The sequence below is a fragment of the Mesorhizobium sp. M1396 genome (genome assembly GCF_040317725.1).
Taxonomy (GTDB): Bacteria; Pseudomonadota; Alphaproteobacteria; order Rhizobiales; family Rhizobiaceae; genus Mesorhizobium.
Map to the genome: position 1 here is coordinate 36,278 of NZ_JAMYLA010000053.1, position 15,865 is coordinate 52,142.

Consider the following 15,865-nt stretch of genomic DNA (forward strand, 5'->3'; position numbering starts at 1 on the left):
CGTCCTCAGCTCAATCGAATGCGCGGATCGACGAATGCGACGGTGAGGTCCGCGGCCAGATTGCCGACCAGGACAAGGACCGCGGACATCATCAGCAGACCCATCACGACGGGGTAGTCGCTGTAACCGAGGCTATCGAGGAACAGCCGTCCCATGCCGGGCCAGGTAAAGACCGTTTCCGTCACCAGCGCCCCACCCAGTATTGTTGGCAGTTGCAGCCCCAGCAGGGTGATCATCGGCAGCAGGGCGTTTCCGAGGATGTGGCGGATCAATACGCGCCGGGAACTCAGCCCCTTGGCCCGGGCCGTTCGGACAAAATCCTGACTGATGACGTCGAGCGTGGCGGTGCGCATGTAGCGGCTCCACACGGCGACATTGACCAGCGCAAGAACGATGCTCGGCATGATGAGATGGATCGCGTAGTCGCCGAGCGAGCCATTGCCGATCGTGTACATGTTGCCGGCCGGCAGCCATCTGAGCCGCAGCGAGAATATGTAGATCGCGATCAACCCAAACCAGAAGGTCGGGATCGACAATGCCACCATCGCGCCGACCGTCGCTGCGTAGTCGAAGATCGAGTATCGTCTAAGCGCGCCCAGGACACCTATCCACGTGCCTACAAAGATGGCGATCGCGGTCGATACGCCCATCAGCAGCAATGTCGCGACAAGGTGCTCCCAGATGATATCAAGCACGGGCCTGCCGTCCCGGTAGGAATGACCCCAGTCACCGCGAAGCAGGTGGCTCAGCCAGTCGAGGTACTGGATGGGAAGAGGGCGATTGAGTCCCATTTGCGTGGCGATCCGGTCAAGATCGGCCTGCGTCATTCCTGGCGTGAGAGTGAATTGCGAGAGCGGTCCGCCCGGAGCCAGGTTCAGGACGGCAAAGCCGATCACCGAGACCAGCAGGAGCAGGACGAGACTTTGCCAGAAGCGTCCCAGCAGATAGCGAAGCATGCCGGTTGTCTCCGTTTTGGTGTCCGTCGGATACAGTCGCGCCAGAGGCGCCTTGTCGGCTATGCAGGCCGAGCCGGTCATCACCGGCCCGGCCTCGTTTGCGCGGGCTATGCCCAGTGCCAGGTGGCCACGTCCCAGGAGTCGATGCGTACATTGATGTTCGGCTCGACGCCTTCGACACCGGACTTGTGTCCGCGCACCGTCGCGTATTGGAACATCGGCAGGAATGGCAGGTCGTTGCGTACGGTCTCCTGGATCTTCAGGTAGGCTTGCTTGCGTTTCTCCGGCACGAATTCGACACCGCCAGATCCGAGCAGCTTGTCTACCTCCGGGCTGGCATACTGCCAGGTGTTCTGGCCGGCGCCACCCTTGGCCGGAATCGACTTCGAGCTGAGATAGTCCGACGTGTCGGGATCGGAGCCCGTCAGGAAGTTAATGCCGACGACGACGGAATCGAATTCCGACTTCATCCAGTAGTCGCCCCACATCACGGCTGGCGGCAGGTTGGAGATCATCACCTCGACGCCGATGTCGCGATACGATTGCTGGATGAACTGCTGCGCCTGTTCGCGGATGTGATTGCCCGCCGTGGTCGAGTTCTTGAACGAGAGGCGGACACCGTCCTTGACGCGGATGCCGTCCGCTCCGGGGACCCACCCCGCGTCGTCTAGCAGTTTCTTTGCCTTGTCCACGTCGTATTCCTGCTTCGGCAAATCCGGATTGTAGTAGAAGGACTGCTGCGGCATGTAGGTTTCGGTCGGGGCCGGCAGCCCGTAGTAGAGGGCGTCGATGATCGTTTTCTTGTCCAGCGCATGATACAGCGCCTGGCGAACGGCGAGTTCCTTGAACTGCGGGCGCTCCATGTTGAAGCTGAGCGACTCGACCGTGGCGGCGGGAATGACGGCGACCGACGTTCCGCCCAATGCCTTGGCTTCCTCATAGTGGTCGGCTGTGATCCACTGTAGTCCGATGACGTCGATATCACCGGTCTTGAACTGGGTGTAGAGAACGGTCAGATCCGGAATGTACTTGTAGATCAGGCTCTTCAGGTAGGGGCCGTCGGCGAAGTAGTCGGTGTTGGCGGCCAGTTCGATATGGTCGCCGGCCATGCGTTCCACCCATTTGAACGGGCCAGTGCCGATCGGGGCATTGTTGAACGGCGCGGTGTTCTTGTCCTCCGCCGCACCGAGCACATGTTTGGGAACGATGAAGGTCGCGGCCAGGATCGACGGGTAGGGCGCGTAAGGCTCCTTCATCTTCCACTTGATCTCGGTTGGCGAGACGACAGTCAGGTCCTGGACAAGTTCGTGGCCGGCGCGTCGCCAGCTGCGAAACTTCGGGTCGACCAGCAGTTCGAGCGTGAACTTAACGTCCTCGGCGGTGAACGGCTGTCCGTCATGCCACTTCACGTCGTCGCGCAGCTTGACGTGCCACTCGAGCCCGTCGGCCGAGATGCCGCCGTTTTCGACGGTAGGCACCTCCTTGGCGAGCGCGGGGAAGAAATTGCCCTTGGGATCGACACCAAACAGCGGATCGAAGACGCTGAAGTGAATGCCCTCGTCGACCTCGATATGGGGCAAATGCGGGTTGAAGACGGTGGGCTCCTGGGAAAACCCGACGATCACCTGTCCCTTGGGTTCGCTCGGCGGGGTTGCCGCAAGGGCCCTGCCTGCTCCCGTCAGATTGGGCATGGTGAGGCCGGCGGCACCGGCGATTGCCATTCCAAGCGCCTGACGACGCGTCGGTCGAAAGATTATGCTGCTGCTGCTGCTCTTGTCTGACATTGGAGGCTCCTTTTCATAGTGTTCCACTTTCGCTGTGTCACGCTCTCTTGTCGGAGCGCTTATAATCCAGTGATCGGAGCGACCTTCGATCCGTCCGAGAACCGCGACCACCGGAAGTCCTTGGGATCGACGATCGGCGGCCGTCCGGTGACGATATCGGCCATCAGCCTGCCTGCCGCGGGGCCGATGCCGAAACCATGGCCCGAGAAACCGGTCGCCACATGGAAGCCGGGAACGCTGTCGACGGCCGAAATGACGGGAATGGCGTCGGGCGTGACGTCGATATAGCCGGCCCAGCGCTGCGCCACCTGTGCCTTTTCCAGAACCGGAAATGCTATGCGGGCATTTGCAAGGACGCGCTCCGAGCTTTTCTTGGAAGGCTTTGGATCGAGCACGCGGCAGTATTCGAAGGGGCTCGCCTCATCCATCGCCCAGCGGGTCGGCATCCTTGCCTCGTCTAGGAAACGACCGCCCAGGCGGAATTGCAGCGATCGCCACTCTGTCTTCCAGGCCGGAAGAAAATCGCGCGCATAGCGAAAGGAGTTCGGCACGATGTCGACGACATTGCTCATGCTGGAGGCGACGGTGTAGCCACCGTCCTGGCGCTTGCGTATGGCGAAGTTGTTTGCCCACACGGCCTGGTCCGGCCCGTTCTCGACCGGCGTCGTGCGAAGAACCGTGTTCATGACCTTCAACTGCGGCAGGTTGAGACCAAGCGTTCCGCAAAACAGGTTCGACCAGACCCCTCCGGCAAGGACGACCGCCTTGCAGGCAATGAAGCCGCGTTCGGTCACGACGCCCGAGACGGCGCCGTTCGTCGTCTCCACGCCGCGCACGGCGCATTCCGTCAGTATGGCGGCGCCGCGGTCGCGTGCGGCTTCGGCAATTGCAGGCGCGGCCTTCTGGGGCTCGGCGCGACCGTCGGCGGGCGTGTAGAGCGCCCCTTTGACGTCGAGATTGGAGCCGGGGAGGAGGTCACGCAGTTCACCCGCGCCGATCATTCGCGACTCGAACTGATAGCCTTCGAGATGGCGTCCCCAGCGCTCGTGCTGTTCGTATTCCTTGTCGTCCGCGCATGTGAACACAATTCCGGCCCGGGCATAGCCAGTGTCTCGTCCGGTCCGTTCGGAGAGCCTCGCCCATATGCGCAAGGCCTCCGCCATCAGCGGAACCTCGCGTGGATCCCGCCGGGAAATGCGAACCCAGCCCCAGTTGCGGCTGGACTGTTCCTGTCCGATCTCGCCCTTCTCGCACAGGGCGACCCGCAAGCCTGTCTCGGCCAGTTCAAGTGCCGTCGCGGTGCCGATGATGCCGCCGCCGACGACGACACAGTCGACCTCCTTTGGCAGCTCGGTATCTCCATGGACGGGGACGACGAACGGTCCGGGCATGCTCAGTAGGACTCCTCGAGCTGGCAATTGATGGAAAATTCCGCGACGCTCGCATGATCGGGCAGATCGAGAAGCAAGCCGATGATCCGTGCGAGGTCGTCCGGATCGGTCATCAGCGCATCGGAGCGATCGGTGACGCCGCGGGCCATGTCGGTGGCGACGAAACCGGGACAGACGGCCGTGGCCCGAATTCCGAGGTCCCACCCCGCCTGCCGGATGCCGTGGGACAGCGCGACTGCGGCAAATTTGGAGATCGAGTAGGAGCCCGCGGTCACGGACTTGACCCGCTTGCCAGACAATGAGGCCAGTATGATCACCCGGCCCGCGGGGCTCGCCGCAAGCGACGCCCATGACGCGCGCACCAGACGGCGCGGAGCCTTGACGTTGATCTCGAACATCAGATCGAGATCCGCGTCGTCGATGTCGATGACCGACTTCGGAATCATGATGCCGGCGCTGGCGACAACCGCGTCGATCCGGTTGAAGGCATCAATGGTGCCGTCGACCCACGTCTGTTCACTGCCGGCTTCCGCGGCATCGTACGGGAACAGGCGGACGCGTTCGCTATCGGCCCAGTCGGGCTGCACCGATTCGCGCATGCCCAGCGACAATGTCCAGCCCGTCTCGAACAGGTGCCGGGCGCAAGCCGCACCGATGCCGCGGCTGGCACCGGACACGAGTGCCACACGCTGGCCGGTTCGGATTCCTGCGGGTTTCCTCATTGGTCGAGTCCCGCGGTGCGGCGGTAGACACGCCGCAATATGTCCAGCAGACGCTTCTGGTCTTTCTCGGGCACATCGGCGAAGAAATCGCTGGATTGCTTGGTGGCGATCTTGCGCACCTTGCGGGCGAGGTCTGCCCCCTTTTGGGTGATGTGGAGCTCCTGTGCGCGTCCATCGTCCGGTGCAGCCTGACGCGTGATCAGTTCGTGATCGATCATCTGGTCGACCAGCCTGCCCATGGCGGAGCGATCGCGCATGATGAGCTGCGCGATGACCGAGGGCCGTATTCCTGGATGGCTGTCGACAAGGAGCAGTGTGGTGATCTTGCCCGTTCCCCGGGCAACATCGAGACCTTCCAGCCGGTCATCAAGATCGCGTGAAAGCGCTATGTTGATGCTGCGGATATAGAAGCTCAACGTGTCTTCGAGGACATCCAGCCCGACCGTCTCGACAGGATAAGGCGGACCTTTGTTCTTCTTCACCGGCATCGAACACTCTCCAGAGGCTGTCGTGGACAGCCTTCATCGAGATCGCCGCAGCCCCATCCGGGGTTGTCGAGGGCTTCCAGGGTATGATTGAGCGAGTAGTGGATAAATGCAACTACTTTTAGTGGACAAACGCAACTATTCTACTCAGCAGGAGACCGGCGCGGCACGCATCGGCAGCCTGATCAAGGAGCAGACATGCGGCCGCGCCTTTGTCGGCATGGTCATTTATTGTTCAGGGGAGGAGAGCTTCAGGGTGGCCGCGGCTCAAGCAGCCGGGATCCATTCCTTGCCGGGAATGGCGGAGATCAGTTGCCTCGTATAGGGGTGATGTGGCGACCGGAATATCTGCGACGGCGGGCCACACTCCACGACTTCGCCGCGGTTCATCACCAGAATTTCGTCGCAGATCCGGCTTGCCACCCGCAGGTCGTGAGTGATGAAGATCATGGCGATCTTCATTTCTTCCTGGATGCTCGCCAGCAGATCGAGGATCTGCGCCTGGATGGAGACATCAAGAGCCGAGACCGCTTCGTCGGCGACCAGGACCTTGGGGTCCATCATCAGGGCTCGTGCGATGCCGATCCGCTGACGCTGGCCGCCAGAGAATTCGTGCGGAAAGCGGTCGTAGGCACCCTCGTCGAGGCCGACCAGACGCAGCAGCCGCAGCGCCTTCGCGCGCGCTTCCGGAGCGGACAGGCCGTGCGCCATCGGGCCGACGGTGAGGATCTTGGCGATCGTCTGGCGCGGATTGAGCGAGGCGAACGGATCCTGGAAGATCATCTGGATGTGCGGCCGCATCGGTCGGAACTCGGAGTCCGAAAGCGCCGCGATATCCTTGCCGTCGAACAGGATGCTGCCTCCGTCGCTGTTCAGGAGTTTCAGCAGGACGCGGCCCAGCGACGATTTCCCCGAGCCGGACTCGCCGACGATGCCGAGCGTTCTGCCCTGCCGAACCTCGAAGCTGACCTGCTTGACGGCATGCACGATGCGGGACCTCGAGAAGAAGCCGATGCCCGGGCTATATGTCTTGTCGAGTTTCTGCACCGCCAGCGCGATCGGAGTATCCTCGCGCGCCTTCGTTTCGCTCTCGATCATATGCGGGACGGCGGCGATCAGCCGCCTGGTGTAGGGATGGCTTGGATTGCCCAGCACGTCGGCGGCGGCGCCTTGTTCGACCATCGCGCCTTTCTCCATGACGATGACGCGATCGGCGATTTCCGCGACGACGCCAAAATCGTGCGTGATGAACATGACGCTCATGTTCTTTTCGCGCTGCAGCCGCCGGATCAGGGCAAGTATCTGCGCCTGGGTGGTGACGTCGAGAGCGGTGGTCGGCTCGTCGGCGATCAAAAGATCAGGCTTGAGCGCCAGCGCCATGGCGATCATGACGCGCTGGCGTTGCCCGCCAGAGAGCTGGAACGGATACTGGTGGCGCAAGACCGCCGGTTCCGGCAGGCCGACTTCGCCAAGCAGGTCGACAACCGCCTTGGCGCGGGTCGCCGAGGTGCCGGACCGGTGTGCTTCCATGACCTCCGCCACCTGTTGGCCGACAGTCATCAGCGGATTGAGCGCGGAAAGCGGATCCTGGAAGATGATGGAGACCGAACGGCCACGCAGACTGCGCATCACGTCTTCCCCGGCGCTGGCGAGATCGTGACCCTTGAAGCGGATGCTTCCCTGCGCGATCCGCACCGAAGACGGCAGCAGGCCCATGATCGCGTTTGCGGTGACGGACTTGCCGGAGCCGGATTCGCCGACGATGCAGAGCATCTCACCCTTCCGCATGTCGAAGGAAATGTTTTCGACGGCGTTCTCCCGCTCCATGTTGTTTGGCAGGCGGACGGTCAGATTTCGAACAGAGAGAACAGTTTGCTCGCTCGGCTCGTGGGTGGTCATTTCGCTCGGCGGCATTGCTTGGCCCTTCAAAGTCCAATGATCTGACAGCATACTAGCCGCACGTCCTGCCATCAGCGCAAGCCCCGACGACTATTTCATTCGTCGACTAGCCGACGAACCATTGGCGCCTGAAGTCGCGTGGTAAGCGGTCCCTAACTGGACCATGCCAACCACCAGTGCGCGAAATCAGTATCGTCGGCCTATGATTTTATCAAGAAGGGCGATCCTGGATGCGGTTCCAGGCATGCATGCGGTTGGCGACCTGCACTGCGATCGGATGGAACGGAACTGGCTTCATGTTCGTAACCGGCAGCGGCATCTGCTCGTCCGTGCGCCGACCGCTGACCAGCGACCGATTTCCTGGCCAAGTGACAGCGATATAGCGACGCCGCGGCCGGAATAGATGCCCCTAAAGACGAGACCGGCGCCAAGGGGTACAGGCGCGGCCGGCGGTCGGGCACCACGGCGAAAGTCCCGTGCACCTGCGGCTGGAGTAAACGCTTTACAGCCCGGTTTGGTACCGCTACCGTTTCCACGTCGCGTGAGCAGGGGAGGGGAGCCTGGGGCTGTCGCGGACCAGACACGAAGCGGTTTCCTTCGACGACGTCGCAGGAAGCATTCGGGAGGAAATCGATGGCGTCTGTCGCAATTGGCGAAGTCTACAAATCATTCGGGTCCGTCGAGATTCTACACGGCGTCAGCGTCGATATAAAAGACGGCGAATTCGTCACGCTGGTCGGGCCCTCGGGCTGCGGAAAATCGACTCTTCTCAGAATGATTGCCGGCCTGGAAAAGATTTCACGCGGCCAGATCGCGATTGGCGAACGTGTCGTCAACAACGTTGCGCCCAAGGAACGCGACGTCGCTATGGTCTTCCAGAATTATGCGCTCTACCCGCACATGACAGTCGCCGAGAACATGGCGTTCTCGCTGATGCTCAAAGGGGTCTCCAAGACAGAAAGCGATGCCGGCGTTCGCCGGGCGGCCGAAATCCTCGGGCTTATGCCGCTGCTGTCGCGCTATCCTCGCCAGCTTTCCGGTGGCCAGCGCCAGCGCGTCGCCATGGGCCGGGCGATCGTGCGCGATCCGCAGGTTTTCCTCTTCGACGAGCCGCTGTCCAATCTCGACGCCAAACTCAGGGTGCAGATGCGCGCCGAGATCAAGGAACTGCATCAGCGCCTGAAGACCACGACGGTCTATGTCACGCACGACCAGATCGAGGCCATGACCATGGCCGACAAGATTGTCGTCATGCATGACGGCGTCGTCGAGCAGATCGGACCGCCGCTGGAACTCTACGACAGGCCGAACAACCTCTTTGTCGCCAGCTTTATCGGCTCGCCCGCAATGAACCTGCTCAAGGGCGAAATCGCAACCGACGGCCCGCCGTCCTTTCGCGGCGCCGGCGGCATTTCGGTGCCGCTCGCCGCGCCACTTCCCATCGGCAGCGGCGGGCCAGTGGTTCTGGGAATACGGCCCGAGCATTTGCGGCTGTCCGACCAAGGCATTCCCGTCACCGTCGTGGTGGTCGAACCGACCGGGTCGGAGGTGCAGCTCATCGGCCGCACTTCCGGGGGTGACGAGATCGTCGCCAATTTTCGAGAGCGCCATTCTTTCACGCCTGGCGAAACCATCCAGCTCGCCGCCGAGCCGGGACTCATTCACCTTTTCAACGGCGAGACCGGGCAACGATTGGAAACGCGCAGCAGGCAATAAGGACCACTACGAGGAATCGACAGGAGGAGACAAGCATGAGGTTCACCAGACGCGACGTAATCCGCACCACCGCCGCCGCGGCGGCGGGCGCCTTGGGAAGCCGGTTCATCAGCTCGCCCGCCTATGCCCAGGAGGAACCGAAATACAAACCCGAGGACGGCGCCAAGCTTAGGCTGCTGCGCTGGTCACCCTTCGTCCAGGGCGACGAGGACCAATGGCTGGCCAACACCAAGCGATTCACCGAAGCGACCGGTGTCCAGGTCCGCGTCGACAAGGAAAGCTGGGAGGACATTCGCCCCAAGGCAGCAGTCGCCGCCAATGTCGGGTCCGGCCCCGACCTGATGTTCGTCTGGTTCGACGATCCACACCAATATCCCGACAAGCTGCACGACGTGACCGAGCTGGGCGAATATCTCGGGTCGAAGTACGGCGGCTGGCATGACGGGCCAAAGCAGTACGCGACCCGGGAAGGAAAATTCATCGGCCTGCCGCTGGCCACCATCGGCAATGCAATCGTCTATCGCGAGAGCTGGGTCAAGGAAGCTGGCTTCTCGGAATTTCCGAAAGACACGAAAGGCTTCCTCGAGCTTTGCAAAGCGCTGCAGGCGAAGGGACATCCGGCCGGTTTCACGCATGGCCATGGCGTCGGCGACGGCAACAATTACGCGCACTGGCTGCTTTGGAGCCACGGCGGCCAGATGGTCGACGAGAGCGGCAAGGTGACGATCAACAGCCCCGAGACCCTGAAGGCGATCGAATACGCCCAGCAGCTATACAAAACTTTCATTCCCGGCACCGAGAGCTGGCTCGACGTCAACAACAACCGAGCCTACTTGGCCGGCGAACTGAGCGTGATCGCCAATGGCATTTCCGCCTACAACACGGCCAAGATCAACAAGGACAAGGATCCGAAACTGACCGAAATCGCCAAGGACACGCGCACGACCAACCTACCGATCGGACCCATCGGGAAATCCGTCGAGCTGTTCCAGGTGACCACCGCCGTCATCTTTGACTACACGCCTTACCCGAACGCGGCTAAAGCCTATCTGCAGTTCATGTTCGAGGACCCGCAAATGTCGGACTGGATCACCTCCTCGGCAGGCTATTGCTGCCAGACGCTCAAGGCGTTCGATAACAATCCTGTGTGGACGGCCGACCCCAACAACGCTGCCTACGCGAAAGCCTCGGCGACGCTGCGACCTAACGGTTATGCCGGGCCGCTAGGCTATGCCTCGGCGGCAACCATGGCCGACTATGTGCTAGTCGATATGTTCGCCAAGGCCGTGACCGGCCAGGCGACGCCGCAAGAGGCGATGGAAGAGGCCGAGAAGCGCGCAAACCGCTACTATCGCGTTTGAGCCGGGCTCAGCCGGGCGGCAGGGCTGTCTGGCTGGCTTCGGACTGCGTCAAGGCTGTTCCGGCCGATCAATAAGACCTCAACAGGAGCCGACCCCATGGCCGTGCCGTCAGCTGCCATTCAGCCGCGTTCTTCGAACCTGTCGCGGATTCTATCGCGCTGGGCCGAAAGCCGGAACGCGCTTGGCTTCGGCTTCATGCTGCCGGCGGCGGCACTACTGCTTGTCTTCCTGACCTATCCGCTCGGCCTCGGCGTCTGGCTTGGCTTCACCGATGCCCGCATCGGCCGCCCCGGCATCTTCATTGGCCTCGAGAACTACGAGTATCTTTGGAGCGACGCCGTCTTCTGGCTCTCCGTCTTCAACACCTTGCTCTACACGATCAGCGCCTCGATCCTGAAATTCGCGCTTGGCCTCTGGTTGGCGCTCATTCTCAATCAAAACCTGCCCTTCAAATCGTTCTTCCGCGCGATCGTCCTGCTGCCGTGGGTAGTGCCGACGGTGCTGTCGGCCATCGCCTTCTGGTGGATCTACGATGCGCAGTTCTCGATCCTATCATGGGCCCTGCAGCAGATGGGCCTTATCGACCATCGCATCAATTTCCTCGGCGATCCGACGAACGCGCGGGCGTCGGTCATCGCCGCTAATGTTTGGCGCGGCATTCCGTTCGTGGCGATCACACTGCTTGCAGGCCTGCAGACGATTCCGCAGTCGCTCTACGAGGCCGCGACGCTTGACGGTGCCAACCGTTGGCAATTGTTCCGCTACGTGACGTTGCCGTTGCTTACACCCATCATCGCCATCACCATGACGTTTTCGGTGCTCTTCACCTTCACCGATTTCCAGCTGATTTATGTGCTGACCCGCGGCGGGCCGGTTAACGCCACCCATTTGATGGCGACGCTGTCGTTCCAGCGAGGCATCTCCGGAGGCCAGCTTGGCGAGGGCGCCGCGATCGCGGTGGCCATGATTCCATTCCTGCTTGCGGCGATCCTGTTCAGCTATTTCGGCCTGCAGCGCCGCAAATGGCAGCAGGGCGGCGGAGACTGACATGGCCGCGATCGAAAGCAACCGTCCGGACACAGACGAGGGCGGCATGGGTTATCTTCAGAGCCTGCCCCGGCGCGTAGTGACCGTCTATCTGCCGCTGCTGGTATTCGTCATCGTGCTGTTGTTCCCGTTCTACTGGATGACGATCACGGCGGTGAAACCCAATCTCGAGATGACGGATTATGCGAATTTCAACCCGTTCTGGGTAGTGCATCCGACATTGGAGCATATACGCTATCTTCTCTTCGAGACGTCCTACCCCGGCTGGCTGCTCAACACGATCATCATCTCAACTGCCGCCACGTTCCTGTCGCTGCTTGCTTCGGTGTTTGCGGCCTATGCGATCGAACGCTTGAGGTTTTCCGGGGCGCGCCAGGTTGGTCTGGCGGTCTTCCTGGCCTATCTCGTGCCGCCCTCAATCCTGTTCATTCCATTGTCGGTAATGGTGTTCAACCTCGGCCTTTACGACACGCCGTTCGCTCTGATCCTTACCTACCCGACCTTCCTCATACCGTTCTGCACATGGCTGTTGATGGGTTACTTCCGCTCGATCCCGTTCGAACTGGAAGAATGCGCGCTGATCGACGGAGCGAGCCGCTGGCAGATCCTCACCAAGATCGTGCTGCCGCTGTCGGTGCCGGGCCTGATTTCCGCGGGCATCTTCGCATTCACCCTGTCGTGGAACGAATTCATCTACGCCTTGACCTTCATCCAGTCGTCCGAAAACAAAACCGTCCCGGTCGGCGTGCTTACCGAGCTCGTGCGCTCGGACGTCTATGAATGGGGAGCGCTGATGGCAGGCGCACTGATCGGCTCTCTGCCGGTGGTGGTGCTTTATTCATTCTTTGTCGAACACTACGTCTCCTCGATGACAGGGGCAGTGAAGGAGTGAGGCTTTGCCACGGTCGCCTTCCGAAGCCGCCCCGTAGAAACACCGCAGGCTTGGTATCCTTTTCAACGAACCTACTCGGCCTCGTGCTAAGTCCTGTCGAGATTTAGGAATCGGCTTTTGGCTTGTTTGTGATTCAGGCTGAATGGGACGATTTGTGCTGACTGACGCCAAATGGGTAAGATGGAACCGCCTTGCGTGACCTTCCAGCCTTTTTTGAAAATTGGACACCGTCTTTCAAGCGATGCCGGGATTGAATCCCATTACTGCGGGTTTTCGAAGCCAGTCGGGACCAGCCAGACGGGGAGTCCGGTCGAGGTCACCGCCACGGAATGACCAGGGACGGCATGACCGAGCAAGATTTGCGCGCCCACGCGGCCCCAAACGCGAACGGCGATAGGCGATATATTCAGGGGCACCGCCGATACCGAAGGAATGACCGGCGCTATCGTCGCTGTCATCGAAAAGGAGCCTGGGAATGTCCTCGCATATGATCGCTGTCATCGGTGGTGACGGTATTGGACCGGAGGTCGTCGAGGCCGGGGTGAAGGTGCTAGAAGCCTTGACTGTTGCCGAACCAGGTCTTGCCTTCGATTTCAAGCGCTTCGACTGGGGTTCTGATTACTATCGCGGCAACGGCCGCATGATGCCGCGCGATGGCCTTGACCAGATTAAGGCCTTCGATGCGATCTATTTCGGCTCGGTCGGCGACCCTAATCTCCCCGACGATATCACGCTTTGGGGTCTGCGCCTGGCCATCTGCCAGGGGTTCGACCAGTACGCCAATGTGCGGCCGACGCGCCTCCTGCCTGGACTGACCGGTCCGCTGCGGCCCGAACTCGGCAAGCGGATAGACTGGGTGATCGTCCGCGAAAACAGCGAGGGCGAATATGCTGGCGTCGGCGGTCGCGTCCATCGCGGCCTGCCGATCGAGGTTGGCATGGATGTCGCTGTCTTTACCCGCACCGGCATCGAACGAATCGCCCGGTTTGCCTGCGACCTTGCCTCGTCACGGACCCGAAAGCTGCTGACAGTGGTGACAAAGTCGAATGCACAGCGCCATGGCATGGTGCTCTGGGACGAAGTCGTTCGCGAGGTGGTTCGCGACTACCCCAGTCTGACTGTCGATTGGATGCTAGTCGACGCCATGACCCAGCGAATGGTCAACAAGCCCGACAGTATCGACACGGTTTTAGCGACCAACCTCCATGCCGACATCCTTTCCGATCTGGCTGCTGCGCTTGGCGGTTCTCTTGGCGTTGGCGCGACGTCGAACATCGATCCGTCTCGCAGGCATCCGTCCATGTTCGAGCCCATCCACGGTTCGGCCTTCGATATCGCCGGCAGGGGCATTGCAAATCCTATTGGATCGTTCTGGACGGCAAGCCTGATGCTCGACCATCTCGGGGAGGTGGCTGCAGCACGTCGCCTTATGGTGGCGATCGAGATCGTCACCGACCGTGGAGAGTTTCTTAGCCCGGATCTTGGTGGTGCTGCGAGCACGGCAGCGGTCACGGCCGCCGTGATCGAGGCACTTCGCTCCAACTAGCACTACTTTGGCAGATTTTTAAAAATGGGGCGGGCCGGATGATGCGCTGGCAACAGGAATTACCCAGAACAGAAAAATCTAGCATCGGTCCGGTCTGAAGCTCATTCGCGCAAGCGACAACGCAATTCGCTGAGCATCCAAAGTTTGTTGCCGGGCCTGCGAAAGCCATAGCATGCGATGCTCCCACGACACCCCTCTCATTGCGGACCTCGCGGCGACAGTGATTTCGTATCCCCCGCAGCGAGGCGACGCGATCGAACTGGCATCATGGCCGTCGCTGGGCGTGAAGCTGTTGGCACAAGCCGCCCACCTTCACCATGCTGACGACCGATCCCGGGCGGGATGTCGCGCCATATCACAACCGACAGGTGGTCGTCCTTCAGCCGGAGAATTGGGCTGCCTGGATCAATTTAACAAAGCCTGACGCCGAGCTCTCGCGCCCGCTTCCATCCGGATCGCTTTCGGTGGAGAAAGTTCGCCCCGAAAGTTCGTGATTTAGCTGCGTAATCTCCGGCACGCTGAGGGGACCGAGATCGAGAACCGGCGTGTATTCGCCGGTGCGGCGCCAGACGTCCCGAACCTTTCCATTCTCTCGATCCCGTTTCGGATAGAATATCTGCCCCTCGAAGTGATCAAGGAACGCCTTTGCAGACGCGGCATCACTGAAACAATGGAGCCGAAAGGTTTCATATTCTCCGTTCGGCCATATCGCCTGCACCTGCCGCGTTTGGTGCTTAAGTCCTCGTTCCTGGCAGAACTTCGCGATCATGGTGAAGTTCCGGTCGGTGCAGAGGTCATCTGGCAGCGCAACCTGGTGTGGCCGTCGCTACGGATGAATAGCACGCTGCCTGGCCGGTGGCCGCAGTTCGCGGCGTCCTCAACGTGATCTCCGACTCGGGGTTCGCGAGATGACGTGAGGAGACGAGGTCCAGTAGCCCGATCCGGGGTAGGAACCTGATACTGTTTGCAGATGGCGGCCAACGCCGTGCCGAAAATTCCGAGCTCAGGGGCGGCTTTGCCAAGCGACTCGCCGGTTTCTGGAGATTTCCCTCCCAAATCCAGACTGCTTTTTATGCGACGGCTTGAGCAAAAAAAAGACGAACATCGAAAGCGCCCTTGCCGTCAGTTCCATGTGACATGAATTGCCATCAACGCGCTTTCATGCTTGCTGGGTCGATGTCTCGTCCTCGCTTGCTGCCCGAAAAGGATTTTCCGACCTATGCGTACCTGCCTGGCAAACATCCGCATCCGGTACGTGATCCCTTGGGCCATAGCTACCGAAACGAGCCCGTGACCATCGCCCTTGCGGAATCACTAGGCTCGGATGTCTTTCGATGGGGAATCGACCTTTTCAACCACGGCTATTACTGGGAAGCGCATGAGGCTTGGGAGCCTCTTTGGCACGCTGCGAAACGAAGCACGCAGCACCGCCTGTTCTTCAAAGGACTGATCCTGCTGGCCGCAGCCGGTGTGAAAATCCGCGAGGGAAAGCAGGTCGCTGCCGTGTGCCATGCAACAAGAGCTGCCGCGCTTTTTCGTCAGGTGGTGACGGTGCCGAGCCGGCTTCGAGAACTGGATGAGGCATCGTCAGGCTCCTTGTTGAAGAAGCCTGTGATGCTCTGCCCCTGCCGAACCCCGCTCAACGCGAGTGCGACGACCGGTTCTTGATCTCTACCTCAACCGCAGGCGCCTTCCCGCGCAGCGGGTTCCTTCCTCGGGGACTTTCGTATGCCTGCCGGCGCCCGAAACTCTTCACGATTGCGGACCGTCTGCTTCCGGCCCCACTGCAGCATTTTCCACTTTGAGGCGAAATAATTCTCGACTATGGTCCGTCAGGCTTACGGCATGGGGGATTGCCGATGGTTTTATCACGCAGGGGTGTCGTGCTCGGCGGCCTGGCGCTGGTCGCGGTCGGTGCAACCGGCAATATTGTTCAAGCCGCGACGGCAAAATCCTTTTACGCCGGTACCGCCAGCGACAACAATTTTGTCTATCGCAAGACCAACTTCGCCAAGATCGACAAGAGATGGCATCGCCAGATCGTCAAGTATTTCAGCAGCGAGCCG

General features: G+C 60.8%; 13 protein-coding genes and 1 pseudogene. 8 read left to right on the plus strand and 6 right to left on the minus strand.

The genetic code is table 11. The features are described 5' to 3' along the window. Positions 1–5 precede the first annotated feature (5 nt). From NKH02_RS27470 to NKH02_RS27495, 6 genes are all read right to left on the minus strand, one after another. Positions 6–956, minus strand: a complete 951-nt coding sequence (locus NKH02_RS27470; RefSeq protein WP_352871566.1) for an ABC transporter permease — start codon at positions 954–956, stop codon at positions 6–8. Positions 957–1,063: 107 nt separating this feature from the next. After that, entirely contained in the window at positions 1,064–2,677 is a 1,614-nt protein-coding gene (locus tag NKH02_RS27475; protein WP_502913865.1) for a peptide ABC transporter substrate-binding protein, read from the minus strand. Positions 2,678–2,799: 122 nt separating this feature from the next. Continuing rightward, positions 2,800–4,131 carry an NAD(P)/FAD-dependent oxidoreductase gene (locus tag NKH02_RS27480; RefSeq protein ID WP_352871562.1) on the minus strand — a complete coding sequence of 444 codons (1,332 nt, stop codon included), beginning with the start codon at positions 4,129–4,131 and terminating at the stop codon, positions 2,800–2,802. A gap of 2 nt (positions 4,132–4,133) precedes the next feature. Continuing rightward, complete coding sequence (locus NKH02_RS27485; RefSeq protein WP_352871560.1) at positions 4,134–4,853, minus strand: SDR family NAD(P)-dependent oxidoreductase; 720 nt, start codon at positions 4,851–4,853, stop codon at positions 4,134–4,136. Then, on the minus strand, positions 4,850–5,341 hold the full coding sequence (locus NKH02_RS27490) for a MarR family winged helix-turn-helix transcriptional regulator (RefSeq protein WP_023758780.1): 492 nt from the start codon (positions 5,339–5,341) through the stop codon (positions 4,850–4,852). Before NKH02_RS27490 ends, NKH02_RS27485 begins: the two co-directional genes overlap by 4 nt. Positions 5,342–5,605: 264 nt before the next feature. Further along, the gene (locus NKH02_RS27495; protein WP_502910922.1) at positions 5,606–7,237 is read right to left on the minus strand and encodes an ABC transporter ATP-binding protein; all 1,632 of its coding nucleotides are present in this window, start codon (positions 7,235–7,237) and stop codon (positions 5,606–5,608) included. Between the two features lie 633 nt (positions 7,238–7,870). Between NKH02_RS27495 and NKH02_RS27500 the strand changes: the two genes are divergently transcribed. The 8 genes and pseudogenes from NKH02_RS27500 to NKH02_RS27535 form a co-directional block, all read left to right on the plus strand. Then, positions 7,871–8,953 (plus strand): ABC transporter ATP-binding protein, encoded by a 1,083-nt coding sequence (locus tag NKH02_RS27500; protein WP_352882844.1) that lies wholly within the window; start codon positions 7,871–7,873, stop codon positions 8,951–8,953. A 35-nt stretch (positions 8,954–8,988) separates the two neighbouring features. Further along, positions 8,989–10,314: an ABC transporter substrate-binding protein gene (locus NKH02_RS27505; protein ID WP_352882845.1), complete on the plus strand. Its 1,326-nt coding sequence runs from the start codon at positions 8,989–8,991 to the stop codon at positions 10,312–10,314. A 195-nt stretch (positions 10,315–10,509) separates the two neighbouring features. Further along, positions 10,510–11,361, plus strand: a complete 852-nt coding sequence (locus NKH02_RS27510) for a carbohydrate ABC transporter permease (RefSeq protein ID WP_352882851.1) — start codon at positions 10,510–10,512, stop codon at positions 11,359–11,361. A 1-nt stretch (position 11,362) separates the two neighbouring features. Beyond that, positions 11,363–12,253, plus strand: a complete 891-nt coding sequence (locus NKH02_RS27515; protein ID WP_352882846.1) for a carbohydrate ABC transporter permease — start codon at positions 11,363–11,365, stop codon at positions 12,251–12,253. A 475-nt stretch (positions 12,254–12,728) separates the two neighbouring features. Next, on the plus strand, positions 12,729–13,799 hold the full coding sequence (locus NKH02_RS27520; RefSeq protein ID WP_352882847.1) for a tartrate dehydrogenase: 1,071 nt from the start codon (positions 12,729–12,731) through the stop codon (positions 13,797–13,799). A 317-nt stretch (positions 13,800–14,116) separates the two neighbouring features. Continuing rightward, a complete protein-coding gene (locus NKH02_RS27525; RefSeq protein WP_352882848.1) occupies positions 14,117–14,293 on the plus strand; it encodes an SOS response-associated peptidase family protein in 177 nt (58 codons plus the stop codon). Between the two features lie 796 nt (positions 14,294–15,089). Further along, entirely contained in the window at positions 15,090–15,467 is a 378-nt protein-coding gene (locus NKH02_RS27530; RefSeq protein WP_352882850.1) for a DUF309 domain-containing protein, read from the plus strand. 191 nt (positions 15,468–15,658) lie between these two features. Further along, positions 15,659–15,865, plus strand: a pseudogene (locus NKH02_RS27535) (L,D-transpeptidase); the annotation flags it as partial.